Source organism: Pseudomonas sp. MG-9 (genome assembly GCF_018729515.1).
Lineage (GTDB): Bacteria > Pseudomonadota > Gammaproteobacteria > Pseudomonadales > Pseudomonadaceae > Aquipseudomonas > Aquipseudomonas serboccidentalis.
This window is the reverse complement of the sequence record NZ_JAHHZH010000004.1, coordinates 189,575-211,498: the sequence shown is the minus strand read 5'-3', so window position 1 is coordinate 211,498 and position 21,924 is coordinate 189,575. Positions and strand designations below refer to the sequence as shown.

Here is a 21,924-nt window from a genome sequence, read left to right as displayed (position 1 = left end):
CGCACGACGGAACACACCATGGCCTCCGCCAACAAGCAGCAAAAACGCGCCGCCCGGGCCAAGACCAAGGCCAAGCAGAACCGCACCAAACGCGCCGAGGCGCCAGTCGAGCTGGACCCGAACGATGACCGCATCGATTTCGAGTCGGTGGACCTGACCGAGCTGTTCAAGAAAATGATCGACGCCGAGAAGATCAGCCAGCAAGCCATGTGCACCGCGCTCCTCGAAGACCCGCTGCTGGAGTTGGTCTTTGACCAGGAAGGCGAAGAAGGCGCGATGGATTTCATCCTCGCCGCGCTGATCGAGTACCGTCAGTGGTCGAAAGAAACCGACGAAGCCGGCGCGCTGGCATGGATCGAATCCCCGGCCTTTCAAGCCGACTATGTAGCGGCGTCCGACGCGATCGCCGCACAATCCCAACAGAAGAACTGAGTTCCCATGGCATCCCTGAACAAGCAACAGAAACGCGCCAAACGCGCCAAGGCCAAAGCCAAGCACATCCGCATGGTCGGCCGTAAGCCGCTCGAACAGGACGATGACCTCGGCCATCTGGCCGAGCCGATCCCGGAATACACCCTGGCGATGTTCAGCAAAATGCGCGACGCCGAAGCCGTCAGCCGCAACGAGATGCTGCTGACGCTGCTGCGCGAACTGGCGTTCATCATCGTTGATCATCCAGAGCTGCTGGACATGGAAAACGCCGAGAACGAAGGCATGGCCGCCACCCACCTGGCCGCCGACATGTTGATCGACTACCGCATGTGGGCCGACGGCATGGACATCGAAACCGCCCAGGCCTGGCTGAGCGAGCCACAGTTCATCACCGATTTCGGGGTTGCGCTGGATGCTTACGGGAAGTCGGTGGATACGCCGGAAGAAAAGAGCGAATAAACCCCGCTCACCAACAAAAACGGCCGCTCGTCATCACTGACAGCGGCCGTTTTTGATTGGGTGATCTGAAAACTCTTTGTCCGAGGGCAACGTATATCCCATTGACATATCCAAGCCACAACCTATTCTTGGTTCATTGCAGGCGCAGACCTTGGAGGCCGAATATGGAGCAAACCACAATTTTCATGAGCAATAGGAGCCAGGCCGTCCGATTGCCAAAGGCAGTCGCAATGCCCGGAGATGTCAAACGAGTAGAAGTGATCGCTATCGGTAGAACACGCGTGATCACACCGGCTGGAGAAAGCTGGGATAGCTGGTTCGATGGCGATGACGTTTCCGCTGATTTCATGGTTGACCGTGAGCAACCGAATGATCAGGAGCGTGAGTCGTTCTGATGATCAAATACATGCTGGATACCAACATCTGCATTTTCACAATCAAAAACAAACCACAGATTTGTCGCGAAGCGTTCAATCGCCATTCCGGACAGTTGTGCATCAGCGCTATCACGCTCATGGAGCTTATCTACGGCGCTGAAAAGTCGGCAGTTCCCGAAAAAAATCTTTCAGTTGTCGAAGGATTCGTCGCACGACTGGAAGTATTACCTTTTGACGGTGATGCAGCAGCACAAGCCGGAATGATTCGATCTGAACTGGCGAAAGCAGGAACGCCTATTGGCCCCTATGACCAAATGATCGCAGGTCATGCGCGCTCACAAGGACTTATTGTGGTGACGAACAATGTGCGGGAATTTGAACGTGTTCCCGGATTGCGCATAGAAGATTGGGTGCACCCTGACTAATCTACCGCCCACAAACAAAACGGCCGCTCGTCATCACTGACAGCGGCCGTTTTGCATTACGCGTTGCGGATCAGTTCAAGACCACCGCACCACGCTTTTCCAGCTTGCGACGACGTGCTACCAGCAGGCCGGCAGCGACCACCAGCAGGCTCAGCAGGCCGGTCGCGAGGATTTCCACGCGGTGCGCTTCCTGGAACAGCATGATGGTCAGCGCCGCAACGATGAAGATGATCACCGCGTAGGTCAGGCCCGGGAACAGCCACATGCTGAAGACGACTTTCTCGCCACGGGCCATGCGCTGTTTGCGCATGCGCAGTTGCGAGAACGCGATCACCAGGTACACCAGCAGCGCGATGGCACCAGAGCTGGCCAGCAGGAACTCGAACACGGCGGCCGGGGCCACATAGTTGGCGAATGTGCAGAGGAACGCCGCACCGGTGGACAGCATCACTGCCCAGTAAGGCGTGCCGCTTTTGTTGGTGCGGGTCGACATGGCCGGTGCATCACCGCGCTTGCCCAGAGAGAACAGCATGCGCGACGAGGTGTACAGCGCCGAGTTCAGGCAACTGGTTACGGCAACCAGCACCACGATGTCGACGATCATCTTGGCGTTCGGGATGCCCATGCGCTCCAGCACGGTCTGGTAGGAACCCAGGTTGGCCAGCGTAGGATCGTTCCACGGCACCAGGGCCACGACGATGAAGATCGAGACGAGATAGAACAGGCCGATCCGCCAGATAACGGAGTTGGTGGCCTTGGAGATCTGCTTGCCCGGGTTCTTCGATTCCGCGGCCGCGATAGTCACGATTTCGGTACCCATGAACGAGAACATGGTGGTCAGGATCGCGCCCAGGACTGCACCCATGCCGTTGGGCAGGAAGCCGCCGGAGTCGAACAGGTGCGAAACGCCGCTGACCTGGCTGTTCGGCAAGAAGCCGAAGATGGCCGCCAGACCGAGGATGATGAAGCCGATGATCGCCAGCACTTTGATCAGGGCAAACCAGAATTCGAATTCACCGTAGTTTTTCACGCTGAACAGGTTGGTCACGGTGAGCAGCATGGTGATGACCAAAGCGAACGCCCAGATATCTACGCCCGGGAACCACGCATGGAGGATGGTTGCGGCGGCATTGGCTTCCAGTGGAATGACCAGCACCCAGAACCACCAGTACAGCCAGCCGATGGTAAAACCGGCCCAGTGCCCGATGGCACGGTCGGCGTAAGTCGAGAACGAGCCGGTGTCTGGCGAAGCGACAGCCATCTCACCGAGCATGCGCATCACCAGCACCACCAGGGTACCGGCGGCGGCGTAAGCCAACAGCACGGCAGGGCCGGCGGCAGCGATAGCGTGGCCGGAGCCAACGAACAGACCGGCGCCGATCACACCGGCGATCGACAACATGGTCACGTGACGCGGTTTGAGCCCCTGTTCGAGGCCATTGGAGCTTGGGGTACTGCTCATCGGAACTACCTTTGCGAGGAAAGCGATTGCGTCCGTCCCGTCTGAATTTCCTTTTCGTAAAAAGAAACCAACAGGGCGTTCCAGATTCTGCACGCAATAAATGCGCCAAAATGTTTCAAACTCTTCTGGGCTGCGGTTTTGCGCGCGACCGGACAGACATCGCAAGTCCTTGGAATTAATGGCAATTCGCCAGAGCGTTACCCTGCGACTCACTTTTCAAACGAATGTGCGCACCAGAAACACACTGAAAAAGTACGGGACGCACAATAAAAGGGCGATTCGGGAACGTTCGGCCGGATAGCGCTTCCAACACCCCGCCAAAGCTGGCACCATCGCGCCTTTTTTTACGCGACGCCTACGGGTTTGCACGATCAAACACCCGTTCGGTTGTTGATGGGGCGACAGTCTGCTGTGCCGATGCGACAACCTGCCACACGCCATCCGCTTACCGCTCGTAGCGCTGTTGGCTGCCATTGAAACGCTATGCTAGCTTGGCCGCCTCGCCAGGAAGGCCAGCCAACAGCAGGAGCGCAACATATATGAGGAACGCACATGGCTGAGGCCACGCCCGCGCTTGAAATCCGCAACTTGCACAAACGCTACGGACAGCTTGAGGTGCTCAAAGGCATCTCGCTGACCGCCCGCGACGGCGATGTGATCTCGATCCTCGGTTCCTCCGGTTCCGGCAAGTCCACGTTCCTGCGTTGCATCAACCTGTTGGAAAACCCGCACCAGGGCCAGATTCTGGTGGCCGGTGAAGAACTCAAGCTCAAGCCCGCCAAGAATGGCGAGCTGGTTGCCGCCGACGGCAAGCAGATCAATCGCCTGCGCTCCGAGATTGGTTTTGTGTTTCAAAACTTTAACCTGTGGCCGCACATGAGCGTGCTCGACAACATCATCGAAGCCCCGCGCCGCGTACTCGGCCAGAGCAAAGCCGAAGCGATCGAAGTCGCTGAAGCACTGCTGGCCAAGGTCGGCATCGCTGACAAGCGCCACGCGTATCCGTCGCAGCTGTCCGGCGGTCAGCAGCAACGCGCGGCCATCGCCCGCACGCTGGCGATGCAGCCGAAGGTGATTCTGTTCGACGAACCCACCTCCGCCCTTGACCCGGAAATGGTTCAGGAAGTACTTAGTGTCATCCGCGCACTGGCCGAAGAAGGCCGCACCATGCTTTTGGTGACCCACGAAATGGGCTTCGCCCGTCAGGTCTCCAGCGAAGTGGTGTTCCTTCACCAGGGCCTGGTGGAAGAGCAAGGATCGCCTCAGCAGGTGTTCGAAAACCCGCTTTCGGCGCGCTGCAAACAATTCATGTCCAGCAACCGCTAACGGAGCAACATGCATGCAGAATTTTAAAAAGGTCTTCCTGGCCGCCGCCGTCACCCTCGCGTTCAGCGCCGGTGCCATGGCCGAGACCCTGAAGATGGGCATCGAAGCGGCTTACCCGCCGTTCAACAATAAAGACGCCAGCGGCAACGTGGTCGGCTTCGACAAAGACATCGGCGACGCCCTGTGCGCCAAGATGAAAGTCGAATGCTCCGTGGTCACTTCCGACTGGGACGGCATCATCCCTGCGCTGAATGCCAAGAAGTTCGACTTCCTGGTGTCCTCGCTGTCGATCACCGAAGAGCGCAAGGGCGCGGTGGACTTCACCGACCCGTACTACTCGAACAAGCTGCAGTTCATCGCACCGAAAAATGTCGATTTCAAAACCGACAAGGATTCGCTCAAAGGCAAGATCATCGGTACGCAGCGCGCCACGCTCGCCGGTACCTGGCTTGAGGACACCTACGGTAGCGATATCGAGGTCAAACTCTATGACACCCAGGAAAACGCCTACCTGGACCTGACTTCCGGTCGTGTCGACGCCATCCTCGCCGACAAGTACGCCAACTACGATTGGTTGAAAACCGACGCGGGCAAAGCCTACGAGTTCAAAGGCGACCCGGTTGTGGAAAGCGACAAGATCGGCATCGCTGTGCGCAAAGGCGACCCACTGCGTGAGAAGCTGAACGCCGCCCTGAAGGAAATCGTCGCCGACGGTACCTACAAGAAGATCAACGACAAGTACTTCCCGTTCAGCATCTATTGATCTGACCTGCGGGACCGGCACCGGGATTTGACGGTGCCGGCTCCCGGCCTTGCCTGCCGCGATTTGAAAAGAAATCCATGATTATCGACCTCTACGGATTCGGCCCGGCCCTCGCTGCCGGTGCGCTGATGACCGTCAAACTGGCGCTGACGGCCCTGTGCCTGGGACTGGTGCTCGGTCTGCTCGGCGCCTTGGCCAAGACTTCCCCGTACAAGCCGCTGCAATGGCTTGGCGGTACCTACTCAACCCTGGTGCGTGGCGTCCCGGAATTGCTCTGGGTGCTGTTGATCTATTTCGGTACGGTCAACCTGATGCGCAGCCTAGGCGAGTTCTTCGGCAACCCCGACCTGCAACTCAGCGCCTTCGCCGCCGGCGTCATTGCGCTGGGTCTGTGCTTCGGCGCCTATGCCACGGAAGTGTTTCGCGGCGCGATCCTCGCCATTCCCAAGGGCCACCGTGAAGCTGGTGTGGCGTTGGGCCTGTCGAAATGGCGGATCTTCACCAAACTGATCATGCCGCAGATGTGGCGCATCGCCCTGCCTGGCCTGGGCAACCTGTTCATGATCCTGATGAAAGACACCGCGCTGGTCTCGGTGATCGGCCTGGAAGAAATCATGCGTCACGCGCAGATCGGCGTGACCGTCTCGAAACAGCCGTTCACTTTCTATCTGGTGGCGGCGGTCATGTATCTGGGCCTCACCGTGCTGGCGATGACCGGCATGCACTTCCTGGAAAAACGCGCCGCTCGCGGCTTTGCGAGGAGCGCTTCATGAACTGGGAAGTGATCATCAAGTGGCTGCCGAAACTGGCACAGGGCGCGACCCTGACCCTGGAGTTGGTGGCGATTGCCGTGATTGCCGGTCTGCTACTGGCGATTCCACTGGGCATCGCCCGCTCTTCGAAGCTGTGGTACGTGCGCGCCTTGCCCTACGCCTACATCTTCTTTTTCCGTGGCACGCCGTTGCTGGTGCAACTGTTCCTCGTCTATTACGGCCTGGCGCAGTTCGATGCCGTGCGTAGCAGCGCGCTGTGGCCATACCTGCGCGATCCGTTCTGGTGCACCACCGCGACCATGACCCTGCACACCGCGGCGTACATCGCCGAGATCCTGCGCGGCGCAATCCAGGCGATTCCGCCCGGCGAGATCGAAGCAGCGCGGGCGCTGGGCATGTCCAAACCCAAGGCCATGTTCTACATCATGCTGCCGCGTGCGGCGCGTATCGGCCTGCCGGCGTACAGCAACGAAGTGATCCTGATGCTCAAGGCCAGTGCGCTGGCGAGCACCGTGACCCTGCTGGAACTGACCGGCATGGCCCGCACGATCATCGCGCGCACCTACCTGCCGGTGGAAATCTTCTTTGCCGCCGGCGTGTTCTATCTGCTGATGTCCTACGTGCTGGTGCGCGGCTTCAAGCTGCTGGAGCGCTGGCTGCGCGTCGATGCCTGCCAAGGGCGTTGATGCTTCCCACGTGCTGACGGGCGAGGACCTACTCGCCCGCTTCAGCGCGCTGGATGCTTTTTTGATTGAGCATCAGGCGCTGTGGAAACCTCGTCCGTTCACCCATCTTTCGCTTGCCTGGGAAACCGCCTACCCCGAGTTGTCTTCGTGGCTACGCGGACGAACGCTGGAAGATGCAGAGCGTGCACATAACCATCCCGCCGATCTCATCGACGCCCCCGAGCCGTTCGCTTCATTGGCGGCGTTGTCGGCTGAGCTGAGCGCGGTCGGTGAGTTGCCGGAGCATGCGCTGGATGCTGCAGGCCATCGCTTGAATGTCGATGTGCCGGGGCGCAAGTGGCAGCAGATCGAAGCGTTCGCCAGTCGTTTGTCTTTCGCCTCGCAGCCGACGCATTGGCTGGACTGGTGTTCCGGCAAGGGGCATTTGGGCCGGCGCCTGCTGGGCGCCGGTCAACAGCTGACTTGCGTTGAATACGATCCGGCGTTGGTCGCCAGCGGTGAGGCGCTAAGTCAGCGTCACCATTTGCACGCGCTGCATGTCGAACAGGATGTGCTGGCAGCAGACGCGGCGACCGTTTTGAGCGCTCAGCACACCCCCGTCGCCCTGCACGCCTGCGGTGATCTGCACGTGCGACTGATGCAACTGGCGAGCGCTGCCGGATGTCAGCAGATGGCCATTGCCCCGTGCTGCTACAACCGGATCAATCGCAGCGAGTACCAGGCATTGTCCTGCGCGGGCTTGCGATCGGCCCTACAGCTCTCACTCGAAGATCTGGCACTGCCCATGAGCGAAACCGTCACCGCCGGTGCACGCGTCCGACGTCAGCGCGACACCTCCATGGCCCGACGCCTGGCCTTCGACCTGCTGCAACGGCAAGCGCGCGGCGTCGACGAATACCTGCCAACCCCGTCGCTGCCCAGCGCTTGGCTGGACAAATCCTTCGCCGATTACTGCAGGGATCTGGCTGCATTGAAAGAGTTATCCACAATCGGCACGCCAGATTGGCGAACGCTGGAAGCGGCCGGTTGGCAGCGGTTGGCCGAAGTTCGCAACCTGGAATTGCTGCGCGGACTTTTCCGACGACCACTGGAACTTTGGCTGAACCTTGATCGAGCCATTTTCCTCAGCGAACAGGGATACCGCGTACGCCTCGGCACCTTCTGCGACACCCCGCTGACCCCGCGTAATTTTCTGCTGCTGGCCGAACGCAGCTAAAACCTTTACAGCCTGTGGATAACTCTGTTGATGGTTTTCCCGTGGATCCAATATCCACGGCCTTTACGTGACAGAAACAGCATTGGTCATTTTTTGTTCATATGGATAAAAAACCTGTAAAACAGGGCTTTGCGCACAAGATGAGAACCTGTCCACAAAATCCCCCGCAACGCCGCCGTTGCGACGATCCGTTGTGCATAAGCTTCCAATCAAAAGGACATAAACGAGGAAAATGGGTGCTTGAACGGTGCCGAAATCCTGCCATCACTCTCAGGCTGGATTGACCGCCAGGAAGCCCAATTCTGCGGCTGAAACCCCAACGACACAGCCCACGCCACGCCTGATCCAGCGCTTGCGTAAAAATAGTCTGAATTCAGGGGTTTACAGAACCAACCCAATCGCTATAATCGTCGCCCACACGCCGGTATAGCTCAGTTGGTAGAGCAACTGACTTGTAATCAGTAGGTCCCGGGTTCGACTCCTGGTGCCGGCACCATACAAAACGAAGCCCCTGCAGAAATGCAGGGGCTTTGTTGTTTGCGTAAGACGTAATAAGCGACGTAATAACGACGTGCGGTTCGCCTTGGAGGCACGCTATGGAATGGCTCAAAACATTCTCCACTGACTATGCCAACGCAGTTACTGCGGCTATAGCGCTAATCGCACTCGTAATCACCGCAGTCACCCTTTATTACCTTCGGCGTGAGTACCGAGCGAAATATCGGCCATACGTTGTTCCAGTGGTAAACGTCGAACCGCTTGATCGCGGCGAAGGTGAGATAGTCTATGTAGTTTCTGTCCGCCCTTTCAACGTGGGACCACACCCATGCTTTGTGATGATGACTGCAGTCCAGCTTCAGATCGGTGACGAGGTTTACGAGACACCAAGCCACAAAGGGTGGTCGCTAATTGGACAAAGCGGTGCGGCTTACACTTTCCCAGTCGGCCACATTAATCAGAACGGCATAAGCGCTGTGCGCGAGGGCCGGTATCGCTTGAACAGGATCGAAGTCCGGTTCCGATTGCATTCAAAGTCCGTCGACGACACTCATAAACAAGATCAACAATTCATCTTTGAAGTGCTTGCCCAAAATCCTCCGCTAGCCGTAATTCGACCAGAATGGGTGAGCGATACGCGACCGTGATCTATGGGAAATAAGGGCCAGACCACGTTTTCAACTGAATCAGTGGTCTGGCCCTATTTTTCCACCACCCTATTGTTCTCGTGTTTCTACGGAGCTTACGTAGGCGAAACGCGTTGAGAAACACCGGCCTTCCTTTGTTCTTCAGTAACCGCCGAGAGCGGCACTTGCGTTACGCGCGCGGCCTTTCCAGCCTTCATATGACGTACAGATTCCAGCAAGTCCGTCTGAAATCGCTCTAGTTCATCTGCTATGCCTTTCTTCGCCTTCAGCTACTTTCTCCAACGCTCGCTTGCTGAACTTATGCAGCTTCCACCGAAAGCGAAATCCGCCGTCCAAGCTGTTGCAACGCACGCTCAACGTTCTCGATCTTGGAGTGATGCAGGAAATCAACCAGGCGATCTACCTGAGGCCGTTGCACGCCGAGACGCCGTGCCAGCTCTGCCTTGCTCACACCAGACTCCAGAAGCGTATTCCACAGCGCAACCTTCGCAGCAGTCAGCGCAGGTAAACGCAGTACGACGTCACTCTTCTGTTCTCCTGCCTGACCGGTCGGAATCAACCGGCGATCATCAACGTATATCGAGAGCGCCGTCTCGATTGCATCAATGGCGGTGTCCAACGCTTGCTCGAGGGTGTCGCCAACGGCGTGCATCTCTGGAATTTCTGCGCAGGACAACCAGACACTGTCCGGCTCTTCGTGAACTTCCAACGCATATTCGAACATCACGATTCCTCTCATGGGGTACAACTGAGCCTCAATCCTTGAGGCCCAGCTGTTTGATTATCGATTTTCTCAACCCTTCGCCCAGCTCCGTGGTCGGGAAACACAGTTGATTTACCGTTCAAGGAAACCTTGAAGTGGCTGCCCTTGCCGTTTTGAAACTCAACGCCTTGGGCTTTCAACCATCGCCGAAACTCGCTGTACTTCATGTGCATCACTCGCCGTTTCGGTAAAGCGAATGTGCAACATATTTGCTGCATGCGCAACATAGGTGTTGCACTACACAGAGATGGCAACGGCCACCACCTGGCCACGATTGCGCATCCGTCCTCCGCAAGCTACCGTCAAACCCGTCGCTGCCAATTCAGCGACCGGGCCTGATAACCCGGGTAAGATACAGGCGCACCAGCGCCCCAATTCACGTTTGCCGGCGCTTTTTTGTGTCTGCATTACCGTGCAATGGCGGCTGTGCGTGGGAGACCTTCGGGTCTGCCGGGTTCCTGTATCTCCGGTTTATCAGCCCGCGCATAGCTGCCACCCATTCGACTGATAACGAATTGGTAGCTCTCATTTGATACAGGGAGTGTCACAAATGAACGCCTTTGATCCATCCGTAATCCGCCGCGCTGCAGCACCGGTCACCGCACTCCACTTCCTTAAGTTCGGCAGGTGAAGCGAAATGACCAACTACCTCGATCTGAAAACCCCAGGCCTCACGCACTTTTCCTTCCAGGCCAATCAAGCGCTGTTCCGCACCAATCGTGGTGTTCCAGTAATAGCCGCTCTCTCGCACGCCTCACATTTGCTTCACATCTCCAAGCTACTGAGCGCAGATTCCACAGTCTCGCGCGATCCTGATCTTCACGCTTACGCCTCCCAGTATCTGCAGGAGTTAAGCAAGGCCCTGATAGATGATGTAGTGAAAGTGATGGATGCGCCGCCGGACAAGCCGTTGATGTAACCACCGATGTAAGGCCCTCGCTGATGCGAGGGCTTTTTGCGTTTCAAACCTGATTGATCTCAAACACAAACGAAATCCTGCGCTGGCTCGCACTCCACACATAACGCAGGTGCTTGCCCTGTTTCGGAATCGACACCGCCGGCGGCCGAAACGCGGCGACACATTCATGGCCCGGCAGGCGGACGCTGTTGTAGAGCAGGCCCCAGGATTCAGACTCGCGCAGTTGTCGGGCAAACGCCTGTGACGGGCCATAGGCGTCTGGATCGGGTTGATGTAAATCGGGAAAGTCATGACGAACGTCGTGCAGCGGTTTAACCACGCGATTGACGTAAGTACGCATGGTCAGCTCAAGATCCGCTTCGTTGGTGGCCGCGAGGAAACGTTCCTGGTGATAGCAGGTTTCGGCGATGGCGGCGGCCTGGCTGCTGGCGGCGTAATAGACGCCGAAGGTGCCATCGGTGAAGCGGCTGCTTTTGCCGATGTGGGTAAACGCCGCCATCACCGGCGTTGAACCGGGGCCGGAGAGTCGGTCTTCGGGACGCACGCGGGCGAGGACGCCGGCCTGCTCGATCAGGCGATCGTTGGTCAGCGCTTCCAGCGCGTAGGCGATTTCCAGGTCTTCGGGGTCGAGCACGTCTTCGAACAACGCAATCGGCGGAAAGCTGCTGTTGACGATCCGATAGGCCTTGGGCCATTGCGGCTCGACCAACGGTAGAGCCTTCAACCGCGCACCCCGTCGAGGTAGCGACGCACATCAGCGATGTCGACCACCCTCCCCGCCAGCATGTAATCCAGCGCTGTTCGGCCATTGAATGGCGCAGCCGTGTTGGGGCTGCTGACCCATGTGTAGGCGCGCTCGCGGCTGTTGCTGAAGATGATGCTCAACGCCTTGTGAATGCCCATCAGGTACGAGATGCGCTCCAGCGTGTCATGCGGCAAGCGTATGTTCGACGGCAGGTGTTTGTACTTGTAGAACGTGGTGTTGCCGACGCCGCCCAACAGCGTTCGCTGCTGCTCGGCGTTGCAGCCCCAGCGCTCCATGAGGTTGAAGAAGAACTTCAGCGCGACGCGCCCGGCTTCGGGGACGTCGAGTTGCTCACGCGGTGTAAGGGCTGGGGATGTGGTAGGCACGGCCGCCTCCATTGCTGAGTGACATGCCTTCAAGCCTAGTACAGATACGGATGTTTGTTTTCTTTTAATCCGTAAATGAATCAATTCGTTCCTTTGATCACATCCCGGGAAAAGCCAAGAATTGTTATTCCAAGTCAGTATTTTTTGACCTTCATCACCCCCACGTCATCAAAAATCCCGATCCTGTGTCAGCTTCCAGCCATCGGCAGGGGCATCAATTCGCTACTAAATCCGCGACAACTATGCTCAGGTGCTGGAATATAGCCGGCATATGACGCCGGATCGGCAGTCTCGTAAACAACAATACCCAGCCCACTTCAGAGGGCATTACCCATGGATAGCAGAACCTTACGCAACCTCATGCGCATCGTGCAGACCGGCTCGTTGTCGGCCGCAGCCGAGCATTCGTGCCTGACTGTGCAGGCCTTGGCCGCGCAGTTGAACAAGGTCGAAGAGCAGTTCGGTTTCCGCTTGTTTCGACGTTCCAACAAAGGGCTGACGTTGACGCCGCAAGGCACTGAGCTGACGCCCTACATGGACAAAGTGCTGATTGCCACGCGACAGATGGAAGAAAAGGTCGAGGCGCTCAAGGTGCCGGGCCAGCGCACATTGAAGATTGCGTTGAACAACACGTTGTCGTCTGACTTCAACCGACGAATGATCGGACGCCTGATCGAGGTGTTTCCTGATTATCAGATGGAATTCAGCTACGCCGAGTCGATGGAAAACCTCAGCAAGCTGAAGAATGAGGACTTTGACCTCGCGGTGCTGATCGGGCCGCAACGTCCGGGTTTGCCGAGTATCGTCCTGCCGGATGTGCAGGTGCAGGTGGTCGGCGCGCATTGCGGGCAGGAAAACGATCCGCTGACGTTGCTGGGCAACAAGTTTCAGGTGCGTCCTGCGGAGGATTGTCCGTATTCCCACAGCTTTCTGCGTTTTCTCGACGCCGGTCTGGGCAATCACGAGAACGGTCAGCGCATGGTCTATTCCTGCAGCGAGACCCTGACGCTGTCGTTGATCACCCAGATGGATGCGGTCGGCATGGTGTCGCGTGAGGCCGCGCAAAAGAACGGCCTGACGATTTTCCCCGGTTTCGAGGATTTCCTCGAAGTGCGTCTGGCGGTGAACAACCCGAACCTGTCGGGCCAGGCCTTGAACGATGTGGTCGATCTGCCGCTACATGAACGAACCGAGCGCAATGTACGCAGCCGTCCCAACCGCCACACTGAGAAAGAGGTTTTTGCTGAAATACGCACATAACAACGTCGGAATCGCTGCATAGAATTCCGGGCGATCGAGCTGTATGTGCTGATCCTTGATCAACAAGGGTGTCAGGCTGATCGCAGCGACGATCGCCACCGGCAGGTATTCCAGCGCCCGCGCGATAAACGGCGGCCAGTGCTCGGTGTTGACTTGCAGTGGCAGTGCGCGTGGCAGAAAGGTCACGGCCATCATCAGCGCGACCACCAGGATCAGGAACGTTTGGTCAGGCATACACCCACTCCGCAGCCCACAAACGTGGCGATGAATACGTTGAATGGCGAGGTGCCAACCAGGCTCAGCGCACCCATGCAGGCGACGGCGGCGGCAGCCGCGATGAGCTTGTTGCGGGTGTTGCACAGCGACACCAGCACGTAGAGCATCATCGCGGTCAAGGCGTAGTCGAGCTGATATTTGATCAGGTGCGAAGCGTATTGCGCACAGACAGCGCCCAGCAACCCGCCCAGCACCCATGAGGTGTGGCAGAACAGGTTGAAGCCGATCAGGTAACGAATGTTGACCGGTGCACCGGTGCCCAATTTCACGCTGTGAAATGCAAAGGATTCGTCGGTCAGTCCACCGGCGTAAGCCCAGCGCTCCATGCGGCTGAGCCCCAGTGCGCGCAGGGCCTTGGCCATGTACACCGACATCAGCATGTGCCGCGCGTTGATCAGGAACGTGGTCAGTACGATGGTGGTCAGCGAAGCGCCACTTGAGATCAGCGCCAGCGCGGCGAATTGCGAAGCGCCGGCGTAGACGAACAAGCACATCGCCACTGGCAGCCACATGGGCAGCCCGGCGTTGACCGCCATCAGCCCGAACACGAATGACACCGTGAAATAACCGGCCACCACCGGGCTGGCTTCGGCGAACGTGCGCGATGGCTGATGGGCGGCCATCAGCGGCGCACTGCCGGACGTTTCATTCATAGATCCCTCTCAAATGTCCGCTCGCCGTGGGGTTCGCAAAAACCCTGGGCAGTCCAGAATCGCTTGCCCGCGAGGTTAGCATCGTCGACGAACAGAAACATCCGTAATACACCGACCCGTTTCATGTCAGACGACGCCGCTTCCACCAGCCGCTGGCCGACGCCCTGGCTGCGATAGCGCAGGCTGACCGCCAGATGGTTGATGGTGCCGCGACTGCCAAGCATGCCGCCGAGCACCGCACCGACGATTTCGCCTTCCACGTCGAAGGCCAGATAGGCCGTGGTGGTCTTCTGGATCAATACACCGCGCAGGCATTTGGCGTCCTGCCACTCGCAGAACGACACTTCGTCGAACTGGCGGAAGAAGCGCTCCATGCGCTGCGCGTCCTTGGCGGTGGCGCGTCGCAGCACCACCGGCGTCGAGCACTCGACGCCATCGATTGGGGTGATCTGATTAGCGAACAATGTCGAAAGCGGTCCCGGGCCGCGAGAAGGAAATCGCCAGAATCTGCCGGTACGCCATCGCATGGGTGTGCGTGTTGCGGGCCGGGGTCACGTAGTGGCGCATATCGCGATCGAGGAAGTAGGTGGTGTCGAGAATTTCCTGGTAAGTGGTCGACGCCAGTTGATGCTCGTGGATGTCGTACAGACGACTCTCCGCGCCCTCGACATTGTTGCGCCCCCAGAAGTGCACACCGCTGAACGGATAGCCGTCGCAGTGAATGCCTTCAGGGGTGATTTCAAGTTGCTTGCCGGGTTTGATCTCGATGCGGATCTGATGGATCTGGCACTGCCAGATTTCATCGTGCAATTCTTCCGGCAGCACGCTTTTGTACACTTCAAAATCCGTGTCGATCAGGCTGCGCATCACCGGTGAAGTAATCACTTCATCGGAGAAGTCCTGAAAGTGTCGTACCAGGCCGCCAACATAGGCGTTGTTCTCTTTCGACTGCACGTACGCGCGATGCTCGAGTTGCTTCAATTCGCGTGTTTTCGGGTTGTACTCGAAGTCGCTGTAACGACGGTAACGCATGCCGGCTTCGGCCTGACCGTAGTAACTGTCAGGCTCCATGTTTTCCCAACTTTTGGTCAGTCTGACGAAGTCGGCAAAATGACCGTAGAGATTGAAGTCACCACCCTGGACGTTGACATATTTGTCCCGCCGTAGCGATTCGCCCACTTCTCTGTTCAAAACGATCATTACCAAATTCTCCGCTGCGTTGAGCGGCCTAATCTATTAGGTGGAGAATTTGCGTCCATGAGAAAGAATTTCAGGCATTTAAAGCCCTGATTGAAACGGTACTTGAAGGCGCTTGAAAACAACTTTTGCGTGACAAAAACACGGTTTTTTTACGGTTTTTGCGGAAAAAGCGTCGAAAAAAACCCCGAGCCAGTCGGGGTTTTCTCACGTGTCACACCTGAACGATCATCAGAAGATGTTGATCGGGTAATCCACAAAAACGCGCAGTTCGTTACCGCTGACGTTGTACTCGCTGGATTTCTGCGACACGCGCAGGATCGAGCTGCGCAGTTTCACGCTCAGGTCTTTGGCCGGGCCACTTTGCACGACGTACTTGAACTGGTTGAAAATTTCGCGCTCGGTACCGCCTTCGCTGGTGGAGGTGGTGATGTTGTCGCCACGCACGTAAGCGAAGTTGTAGCTCAGACCCGGTACGCCGAATGCACCGAAGTCCAGGCCATAGCCCAACTGCCAACTGCGCTCGTCTTCAGCGTTGAAGTCCGACCAGTAGGAGTTGGCCAGGTAGATGGTGTTGCCACCGTCACCGACACGACCTTGCTCTTTCTGATAACCGCCGTAGGCGTAGCCCAGGTTGCTATCGCCGGTAGAACGCTGGTGCGCCACGGTGAACGAGTGCGGGCCGGTGGCGAACGTCGCGGCCAGGCTCCAGATCTTGTTGTCGTCGCCGGTAGCACCGCTTTCACGGACATAGGAGTCGTCCAGCTTGGTGCGATAACCGTTGAAGTCCAGGGTCAGGGACTGATCCTTGTCGATCGGGAACACGTAGTTGGCGTTCACGTATTGCTTCTTCAGCACGTCTTCGACGTCAGAAGCGTACAGCGCCGCTTTGAACTGTTCGGTGAACTGGTAGCTACCGCCCAATACGTTGATCGATTTCAGACCACCGCTGTCACGGCCTTCAGCGCTCTTGCGCGATTCAGCAGTGAAACGACCGGCGTCCAGTTGCAGGCCTTTGATCTCTTTGGAAGTGATCAAGGTACCGGTGTAGCTTTCCGGCAGCAGACGCGAATTATCGTAGTTCAGCACCGGCAGGGCCGGCATCTGGTCACCGTAGGTCAGCACGGTGTTGGACAGACGGAATTTCACCGCTGCGCCGCCCTTGGACAAGTCGTTGGCAGGTTTGCCGCTGTCGCCGCGCTTGAAGAAGTCGATACCGCCGGCGCCGCTGCGATCTTCGCTGCGTTCCAGGTTCAGGGCGTACAGACCGAAAGCATCGACACCCACACCGATGGTGCCTTGGGTGAAGCCGGACGAGAACGTACCGATGGCCGCTTGGCCCCACTCGGATTTGTCCGGGTTGCCGTCTTTGTAATCACGATTGATGTAGGCATTGCGCAGCAGCACTTTAAGGCTGCTGTCTTCTACAAAACCCTTGGATTCGGCCTGGCCGTCGGCCATGGCCTGTGTAGCACTCAACATCCCCAGTGCGATCAGGCTGATTCGCTTGTTCAACATTTTGTTTTCCTTATTACGGGTTGAAACGCGCTGTGTCGAACGGCTGAAACGGCGCTATTGCACTCTTTTTTCACCCCGAAACAAAAAGACCCGCCCACGAAAAATCGTGACGGGCCTTTTTATTATTTTGGGTCATGGCGGTTGGCCACAGGCGTTGGGCCGAATCGTAGCCGCGCCCTCAATAACGTGTCAATTTCAAGAATCGTCTTTAAATAGGCAAAAATCGTCTAAGAATCGTAAATTTTTCGATAGCCCGTTGCTCGGAAATGCACTGAGCCAGTGAATCCAGCGCGCCTACGCGCAACCTTCGAGGCCACATTGCGCGGGGGATTGACCCGCCTCATCGCCCACCGTTGCTTGCCCCAGCCAATCAGCGAAGGCCTGCGGTTTGCCAAGCCATGGGCTGATGTCGATCAACGTGAATTGCCCGTCGTGCTCCAGCGCCAACGTCGGAAATCCCTGCCCGCCCAACTGAGCCAGCAGTGCGCGGCTGGCTTTTACATGCGCTTGGGTATCAACGGCTTTAAACGCAGCCGCAAAAGTGTCCGCCGCGTAATCCATCTGACCCGCGATGTCGAACAGCACCGACTCATCGGCGATCCGCCGCCCTTCCACGTAATGCGCGGTCTGCAAACGCCCGAGCATCTGCAGGCCGCGGCCGTCGATGGACTCTGCTGCCATCACCGCAGCGATGGGTGGGGTCGAGTCGAAAATCGCCGAGTGATCGCGCAGCAGACCTTCGAAATACGCCTCGCCAAATGGCTGCCCGGTGTACTCGGCAATGCGCCGATCGTGGGGCATGACGTAATTGCGCAATTGCGGCGAGACCTGCTGGCGGTTCGGGCCGCTCATCATCCCGCCCGCGTGAGCCACGACCGGCAGCACTTGCTGCGCCGCTTGCACCAGCGGTTTGGCGCCGTAGCACCAGCCACACAACGGATCATAAATGTAGTGAAGGATCATGAGAAAACTCCGGCAGAAAATCAGGAAGAATCGATGGCGGCAGACTATTCCTCCGTGCAGTGGGGAAAAACGCCGGAATGGCTTTCAGACTGTTTCAGGAATCGGTCGAATGGATCAATAGGTCAGGTTGTAGCGAACTCGACATAAGTTGAAACAATCCGACAGAGGAACTTCTCAGGAATAAATTACGGGAGCAAATGCAAAGCATTACCATTCGCGCGTTTGAATTCTTCTACCCTTTCGGATGCGCTTTTCAATGCCTGCCCCGTTCCGCCTCACGCCTGTCACCCTTGGATTGTCTGCCGTTCTGTCCAGCGGTTTTGCTTATTCCACCACCGAGTTGCCCGCCACCGCGATCAGCGCCGAAGAACAAGCCGAGGACCCGCGCGTCAAGATCAGCAACACCGCCACCCGCACCTCGACACCGGTGCGCTATGTGCCGCAAGCGATCGACTCGATCAAGACCTCGAACGTCGCCAACTACGGCACCCATGACATCGGTGACGCCTTGAGCGGGATTCCCAACGTCAGCAGCAGCGCCGATACCCGCTTCGACAGCCTACGCATCCGCGGTTTTGACGCCAGCAATGACTTCTATCTGGACGGTATTCGCGACGACAGCCAATACAAGCGCGACCTGCACAACATCGAGCGGGTCGAAGTGCTCAAAGGCCCGGCGGCGGTACTCTACGGCCGTGGTAGCCAGGGCGGGATCGTCAACCGTGTGAGCAAAATGCCCGAGTTCGGCCGTCGTTCGACCCTAGAAGCCCAGGGCGGTAGCGAAGACTTACGCAGCCTTTACGCCGACCTCAGCACCGACCCGAGCGAAAACCTCAGCCTGCGCCTGAACATGGGCAACATGGACGAAAACAGCTTCCGCGACGGCGTCAGTGGTAACCGTCAGTTGTTTGCGCCGTCGATGAGCTGGCAACTGACCCCGGACCTCAACTGGCTGGTGCAATACGAATACAGCCGCTACAACCGCACGCCGGATCGCGGCATTCCGGGGGTGAACGGGCGCCCGGCAGACGTCGGTCGCGACACCACCTATGGCAACGATCACGACTTCATCGACGACAAGGCGCAGTCCCTGCGCTCGAAACTCACCTACGAGATCAACGACAACTGGCAACTGCGCCAGACCTTGGGTGTGTTCAAGCTCGACAGCGATTTCGACAACACCTATCTCACCCACTTCGACCCAAAAACCAACAAGGTCGCGCGCCAGCACTGGCAGCAGGATCTGACGACCCGCAACGTCTATAACAACATTGAGCTGGAAGGCGCTTTCGATACCTTTGGTCTGGAGCATCGCCTGTTGACCGGGGTCGAGATCGGCAGCCAGCGCCGCGATCCGAAGTTGTACAACGCCGCGACCGGCAAGACCCCAGGCGCGCAACCGGTGCCGTCGCTTGACCTGTTCAACCCCAACCGCGAGCTGCGCCATACAGGCAGCATGCAGGTGTTCAGCGACAGCCACACTGAAGTCGAAAGCCGTGCGGTCTACGTGCAGGATCAGCTGCGTCTGAACGATCAATGGCAATTGCTGGCCGGTCTGCGCTACGACACCTTCGATATCGAGTCGACCAACCAGCTCAAGAACATTTCCGAAGATCGCGACAGCCACAGCACCAGCCCGCGCTTGGGGATTGTCTGGACGCCGCTGCAGAATCATTCGTTCTACGCCTCATGGTCCAAGACCTTCTCGCCCGTAGGCGGTGGCCTGATCGGCATCACCCCAGGCGCTGCCGGCAATACCAACGACTTGAGCCCGGAGCTGACCAAACAGAAAGAAATCGGCGTGAAAAGTGACTGGCTCGATGATCGCCTGAGCACCACGCTGGCGGTCTATGACCTGGAGCTCTACAACCGCCGCACCACAGATCCCGATGACCCAACCCTGACCGTCATGACCGGTCTGCAACGCTCCCGCGGCATCGAGCTGACCGCGACCGGCAAACTCGTCGGTAACTGGTATATGCGCGGTGGCGTCGGCGTGCAGGACACGACCATCGAGAAGGATAACAACGGCCTGGAAGGCAAGCGCGTCAACAACGTGGCCAAACACAACGCCAGTCTGTTCCTGACCTGGAAACCGGAAATGGGCTGGTACGGCGAAACCGGCCTGACCCTGGTCGGTCAGCGTTATGCCGACAACGCCAATACCACGGTGCTACCGGGTTATGGTCGTTGGGACGCGCTGCTCGGCTACCGGTTCAAGGATTGGGACTTGCGCGCAGCGCTGAACAACATCACTGACCGTGAGTATTACGCCTCGGCCACCAGCCAATATCAGATCCAGCCAGGCGCACCGCGCAGCGTGGTAATGACCGGTACCTATAGTTTTTAAAAGCAGGATCAAAAGATCGCAGTCTTCGGCAGCTCCTACATGGGGTGGTGTGCTTCCCTGTAGGAGCTGCCGAAGGCTGCGATCTTTTCGGTTTTCCATAAAAAAGCGCCGCCATCCCGGCAGCGCTTTTACCAATCCCTGTTGTTCTTCTTATCCTTCCATCACAGCCCATAACGCTTCCAGTTCGGCCTCGCTGAACAGGCCAGCGGGGTAGCGCTCGATCATCATCCGGCGCGGATCAGGTTCCCTGATCTGACGCGTTCCGTTGGATTTCAAAAAGTGCGCGACAATCTGAAGCGATTCGCCGTTTACGGCCATGGGATGCAAAGTCCGCTCGCTGACTACGTTCACTTCGGCGTTCATTTCAGCGCTCTCTCCCCGTTCATGAGCGGCTACGTTATCCAAGGTTTATGACAGAACTGTTGAAGTTCCTCCCTCTCCCTAGTGCGCTTCGTCCGATACAAGAGCTATGCCAAGGTTTCCGATTTGTCGACAAGCGGATACAAAGAAGCCCGCGATCCAACAGGGCTGCGGGCTTCTTTATATCGATAGCGAGCTAATTTTTGCTTGACCGATTTCTGAATCAACTCAAGCTGTTACGTCTCAACTCACTCTTTGTGCGGGGCTGGCTGCTGTTGGGTAAGGCAGTGGATATTGCCGCCGCCCAGTAACAGTTCACGGCCCGGCACCATCACCACTTCGTGCTGCGGGAACAGCGTCTGCAGGATTTCCCGCGCAGGCGCATCCATCGGATCGTCGAAGCTCGGCGCGATGATGCCACCGTTGACGATCAGGAAGTTCACGTAAGAACCGGCCAGGCGAACACTCGGGTTGCGCTCCTGCGTACCGTCGACCGGATCGACCCCGGCGCACTCTTCTTCGGTGGCGTACAGCGGCCCCGGGATCGGCATCTTGTGCACCGTGAATGGGCGGCCCTTGGCGTCGGTGCTGCTTTGCAGCACTTTCATTGCGGCCTGGCAGCGCGGGTAGTTCGGATCCTGCGGATCATCGGTCCACGCCAGCAGCACTTCGCCCGGACGCACGTAGCAGCAGAAGTTATCCACATGGCCGTCGGTTTCGTCGTTGAACAGGCCATCCGGCAGCCAGATGATTTTATCCACCGACAGATTGTCGCGCAGCACCGCTTCAATCGCTTCGCGATCCAGGTGCGGGTTGCGGTTGTGATTGAGCAGGCACTCTTCGGTGGTGATCAGCGTACCTTCGCCATCGACATGAATCGAGCCGCCTTCGAGCACAAAACCTTCGGTGCGATAACGCGGGCTGCGCTCGATTTCGAGAATCTTGCCACCGACCTGCGAATCACGGTTCCACGGCGAGTACAGACCGCCTTCAAAACCACCCCAAGAGTTGAAGTCCCAGTTCACACCGCGCACTTCGCCGCTGTTGTTGATGACGAACGTCGGGCCGGTGTCACGCACCCAGGCGTCATCGCTGGACATCTCGACCACGCGGATATTCGGTACGTCGAGACGTGCACGGGCGTTTTCGTATTGACCGGCCGACACGGCGACGGTCACCGGTTCGAAGCGGGCGATGGCCTTGGCCACTGCAACATGCGCGGCCTGCGCCGGCTTGCCACCCAGGCGCCAGTTGTCCGGGCGCTCGGGCCAGATCATCCAGGTCTGGGTCTGCGGCGCCCACTCGGCCGGCATGTAGAAGCCATCGTCACGCGGGGTACTTTTCAAAGTGGTCATCGGATCAGGACTCCTGGGAACCGTCGAGGGTTTACAAAGCAATGGCGACTTTATAACCGATAAATATCGTATTTTAAATCTTTTAAGGTACTTAAAGCCTAAAAAATACTTCTTA

At 57.8% G+C, this 21,924-nt stretch carries 25 protein-coding genes, 1 tRNA gene and 2 pseudogenes; 14 read left to right on the top strand and 14 right to left on the bottom strand.

Annotated elements, in window-relative coordinates:
• The first annotated feature begins 18 nt into the window (after window positions 1-18).
• The 4 genes from KKQ10_RS11885 (at window position 19) to vapC (ending at window position 1,693) form a co-directional block, all read left to right on the top strand.
• A complete protein-coding gene (locus KKQ10_RS11885) occupies window positions 19-432 on the top strand; it encodes a hypothetical protein (protein WP_215501207.1) in 414 nt (137 codons plus the stop codon).
• A 6-nt stretch (window positions 433-438) separates the two neighbouring features.
• Complete coding sequence (locus KKQ10_RS11880) at window positions 439-891, top strand: hypothetical protein (RefSeq protein ID WP_215501206.1); 453 nt, start codon at window positions 439-441, stop codon at window positions 889-891.
• Between the two features lie 164 nt (window positions 892-1,055).
• A complete protein-coding gene (gene vapB / locus KKQ10_RS11875; RefSeq protein ID WP_127648557.1) occupies window positions 1,056-1,286 on the top strand; it encodes a type II toxin-antitoxin system VapB family antitoxin in 231 nt (76 codons plus the stop codon).
• Complete coding sequence (vapC, locus tag KKQ10_RS11870) at window positions 1,286-1,693, top strand: type II toxin-antitoxin system tRNA(fMet)-specific endonuclease VapC (protein WP_127648556.1); 408 nt, start codon at window positions 1,286-1,288, stop codon at window positions 1,691-1,693. The genes vapB and vapC overlap by 1 nt, the downstream gene beginning before the upstream one ends.
• Before the next feature lie 70 nt (window positions 1,694-1,763).
• On the opposite strand, the gene gabP is transcribed toward vapC, so the two are convergent.
• On the bottom strand, window positions 1,764-3,155 hold the full coding sequence (gabP, locus tag KKQ10_RS11865; protein WP_215501205.1) for a GABA permease: 1,392 nt from the start codon (window positions 3,153-3,155) through the stop codon (window positions 1,764-1,766).
• Between the two features lie 552 nt (window positions 3,156-3,707).
• On the opposite strand from gabP, the gene KKQ10_RS11860 reads away from it, so the two are divergent.
• The 7 genes from KKQ10_RS11860 (at window position 3,708) to KKQ10_RS11830 (ending at window position 9,064) form a co-directional block, all read left to right on the top strand.
• Complete coding sequence (locus KKQ10_RS11860; protein WP_041071351.1) at window positions 3,708-4,481, top strand: ABC transporter ATP-binding protein; 774 nt, start codon at window positions 3,708-3,710, stop codon at window positions 4,479-4,481.
• Between the two features lie 13 nt (window positions 4,482-4,494).
• Window positions 4,495-5,244 (top strand): ABC transporter substrate-binding protein, encoded by a 750-nt coding sequence (locus KKQ10_RS11855; RefSeq protein ID WP_127648553.1) that lies wholly within the window; start codon window positions 4,495-4,497, stop codon window positions 5,242-5,244.
• A gap of 77 nt (window positions 5,245-5,321) precedes the next feature.
• Window positions 5,322-6,017 carry an ABC transporter permease gene (locus tag KKQ10_RS11850; RefSeq protein ID WP_007961693.1) on the top strand — a complete coding sequence of 232 codons (696 nt, stop codon included), beginning with the start codon at window positions 5,322-5,324 and terminating at the stop codon, window positions 6,015-6,017.
• On the top strand, window positions 6,014-6,703 hold the full coding sequence (locus KKQ10_RS11845; RefSeq protein WP_003220713.1) for an ABC transporter permease: 690 nt from the start codon (window positions 6,014-6,016) through the stop codon (window positions 6,701-6,703). The genes KKQ10_RS11850 and KKQ10_RS11845 overlap by 4 nt, the downstream gene beginning before the upstream one ends.
• A complete protein-coding gene (locus KKQ10_RS11840) occupies window positions 6,684-7,919 on the top strand; it encodes a methyltransferase (protein ID WP_215501204.1) in 1,236 nt (411 codons plus the stop codon). Before KKQ10_RS11845 ends, KKQ10_RS11840 begins: the two co-directional genes overlap by 20 nt.
• 420 nt (window positions 7,920-8,339) lie before the next feature.
• Window positions 8,340-8,415 (top strand) — tRNA-Thr (locus KKQ10_RS11835).
• A 100-nt stretch (window positions 8,416-8,515) separates the two neighbouring features.
• Window positions 8,516-9,064, top strand: a complete 549-nt coding sequence (locus KKQ10_RS11830) for a hypothetical protein (protein ID WP_215501203.1) — start codon at window positions 8,516-8,518, stop codon at window positions 9,062-9,064.
• A gap of 113 nt (window positions 9,065-9,177) precedes the next feature.
• Here KKQ10_RS11830 and KKQ10_RS28715 read toward each other — a convergent pair.
• The 3 genes and pseudogenes from KKQ10_RS28715 to KKQ10_RS11820 form a co-directional block, all read right to left on the bottom strand.
• Window positions 9,178-9,315 (bottom strand): annotated as a pseudogene (locus tag KKQ10_RS28715) (helix-turn-helix domain-containing protein); the annotation flags it as partial.
• 47 nt (window positions 9,316-9,362) lie between these two features.
• A complete protein-coding gene (locus tag KKQ10_RS11825) occupies window positions 9,363-9,788 on the bottom strand; it encodes a type II toxin-antitoxin system HicB family antitoxin (protein ID WP_127648550.1) in 426 nt (141 codons plus the stop codon).
• Between the two features lie 31 nt (window positions 9,789-9,819).
• Window positions 9,820-9,994: pseudogene (locus KKQ10_RS11820) on the bottom strand (type II toxin-antitoxin system HicA family toxin).
• Between the two features lie 470 nt (window positions 9,995-10,464).
• Here KKQ10_RS11820 and KKQ10_RS11815 point away from each other — a divergent pair.
• Window positions 10,465-10,746, top strand: coding sequence for a DUF3077 domain-containing protein (locus tag KKQ10_RS11815; RefSeq protein WP_215501202.1), 282 nt, complete (start codon window positions 10,465-10,467; stop codon window positions 10,744-10,746).
• Between the two features lie 43 nt (window positions 10,747-10,789).
• On the opposite strand, the gene KKQ10_RS11810 is transcribed toward KKQ10_RS11815, so the two are convergent.
• Together KKQ10_RS11810 and KKQ10_RS11805 are read right to left on the bottom strand one after the other, a co-directional pair.
• The gene (locus KKQ10_RS11810) at window positions 10,790-11,470 is read right to left on the bottom strand and encodes an RES family NAD+ phosphorylase (protein WP_215501201.1); all 681 of its coding nucleotides are present in this window, start codon (window positions 11,468-11,470) and stop codon (window positions 10,790-10,792) included.
• Window positions 11,467-11,877 (bottom strand): MbcA/ParS/Xre antitoxin family protein, encoded by a 411-nt coding sequence (locus KKQ10_RS11805; protein ID WP_127648546.1) that lies wholly within the window; start codon window positions 11,875-11,877, stop codon window positions 11,467-11,469. Before KKQ10_RS11805 ends, KKQ10_RS11810 begins: the two co-directional genes overlap by 4 nt.
• 333 nt (window positions 11,878-12,210) lie before the next feature.
• Between KKQ10_RS11805 and KKQ10_RS11800 the strand changes: the two genes are divergently transcribed.
• Window positions 12,211-13,137, top strand: coding sequence for a LysR family transcriptional regulator (locus KKQ10_RS11800; protein ID WP_215501200.1), 927 nt, complete (start codon window positions 12,211-12,213; stop codon window positions 13,135-13,137).
• Here the strand turns inward: KKQ10_RS11800 and KKQ10_RS11795 are convergent.
• The 6 genes from KKQ10_RS11795 to KKQ10_RS11770 all read right to left on the bottom strand — a co-directional run bounded on the left by KKQ10_RS11795 (window position 13,054) and on the right by KKQ10_RS11770 (window position 17,744).
• On the bottom strand, window positions 13,054-13,371 hold the full coding sequence (locus tag KKQ10_RS11795; protein ID WP_007909127.1) for an AzlD domain-containing protein: 318 nt from the start codon (window positions 13,369-13,371) through the stop codon (window positions 13,054-13,056). The genes KKQ10_RS11800 and KKQ10_RS11795 overlap by 84 nt on opposite strands.
• Entirely contained in the window at window positions 13,350-14,066 is a 717-nt protein-coding gene (locus KKQ10_RS11790; protein WP_003220701.1) for an AzlC family ABC transporter permease, read from the bottom strand. The genes KKQ10_RS11795 and KKQ10_RS11790 overlap by 22 nt, the downstream gene beginning before the upstream one ends.
• Window positions 14,063-14,440 (bottom strand): GNAT family N-acetyltransferase, encoded by a 378-nt coding sequence (locus tag KKQ10_RS11785; RefSeq protein ID WP_127648694.1) that lies wholly within the window; start codon window positions 14,438-14,440, stop codon window positions 14,063-14,065. The genes KKQ10_RS11790 and KKQ10_RS11785 overlap by 4 nt, the downstream gene beginning before the upstream one ends.
• Window positions 14,441-14,519: 79 nt before the next feature.
• Window positions 14,520-15,266 (bottom strand): 2OG-Fe dioxygenase family protein, encoded by a 747-nt coding sequence (locus tag KKQ10_RS11780; protein WP_034151909.1) that lies wholly within the window; start codon window positions 15,264-15,266, stop codon window positions 14,520-14,522.
• A 228-nt stretch (window positions 15,267-15,494) separates the two neighbouring features.
• The gene (locus KKQ10_RS11775) at window positions 15,495-16,781 is read right to left on the bottom strand and encodes an OprD family porin (protein WP_127648544.1); all 1,287 of its coding nucleotides are present in this window, start codon (window positions 16,779-16,781) and stop codon (window positions 15,495-15,497) included.
• A 294-nt stretch (window positions 16,782-17,075) separates the two neighbouring features.
• A complete protein-coding gene (locus tag KKQ10_RS11770) occupies window positions 17,076-17,744 on the bottom strand; it encodes a DsbA family protein (protein ID WP_215501199.1) in 669 nt (222 codons plus the stop codon).
• 256 nt (window positions 17,745-18,000) lie between these two features.
• On the opposite strand from KKQ10_RS11770, the gene KKQ10_RS11765 reads away from it, so the two are divergent.
• Window positions 18,001-20,094, top strand: coding sequence for a TonB-dependent receptor (locus KKQ10_RS11765; protein ID WP_215501198.1), 2,094 nt, complete (start codon window positions 18,001-18,003; stop codon window positions 20,092-20,094).
• Between the two features lie 150 nt (window positions 20,095-20,244).
• On the opposite strand, the gene KKQ10_RS11760 is transcribed toward KKQ10_RS11765, so the two are convergent.
• Window positions 20,245-20,457 carry a hypothetical protein gene (locus KKQ10_RS11760; protein ID WP_007961849.1) on the bottom strand — a complete coding sequence of 71 codons (213 nt, stop codon included), beginning with the start codon at window positions 20,455-20,457 and terminating at the stop codon, window positions 20,245-20,247.
• A gap of 245 nt (window positions 20,458-20,702) precedes the next feature.
• Window positions 20,703-21,809 (bottom strand): agmatine deiminase, encoded by a 1,107-nt coding sequence (aguA, locus tag KKQ10_RS11755; protein ID WP_127648541.1) that lies wholly within the window; start codon window positions 21,807-21,809, stop codon window positions 20,703-20,705.
• Window positions 21,810-21,924 lie beyond the last annotated feature (115 nt).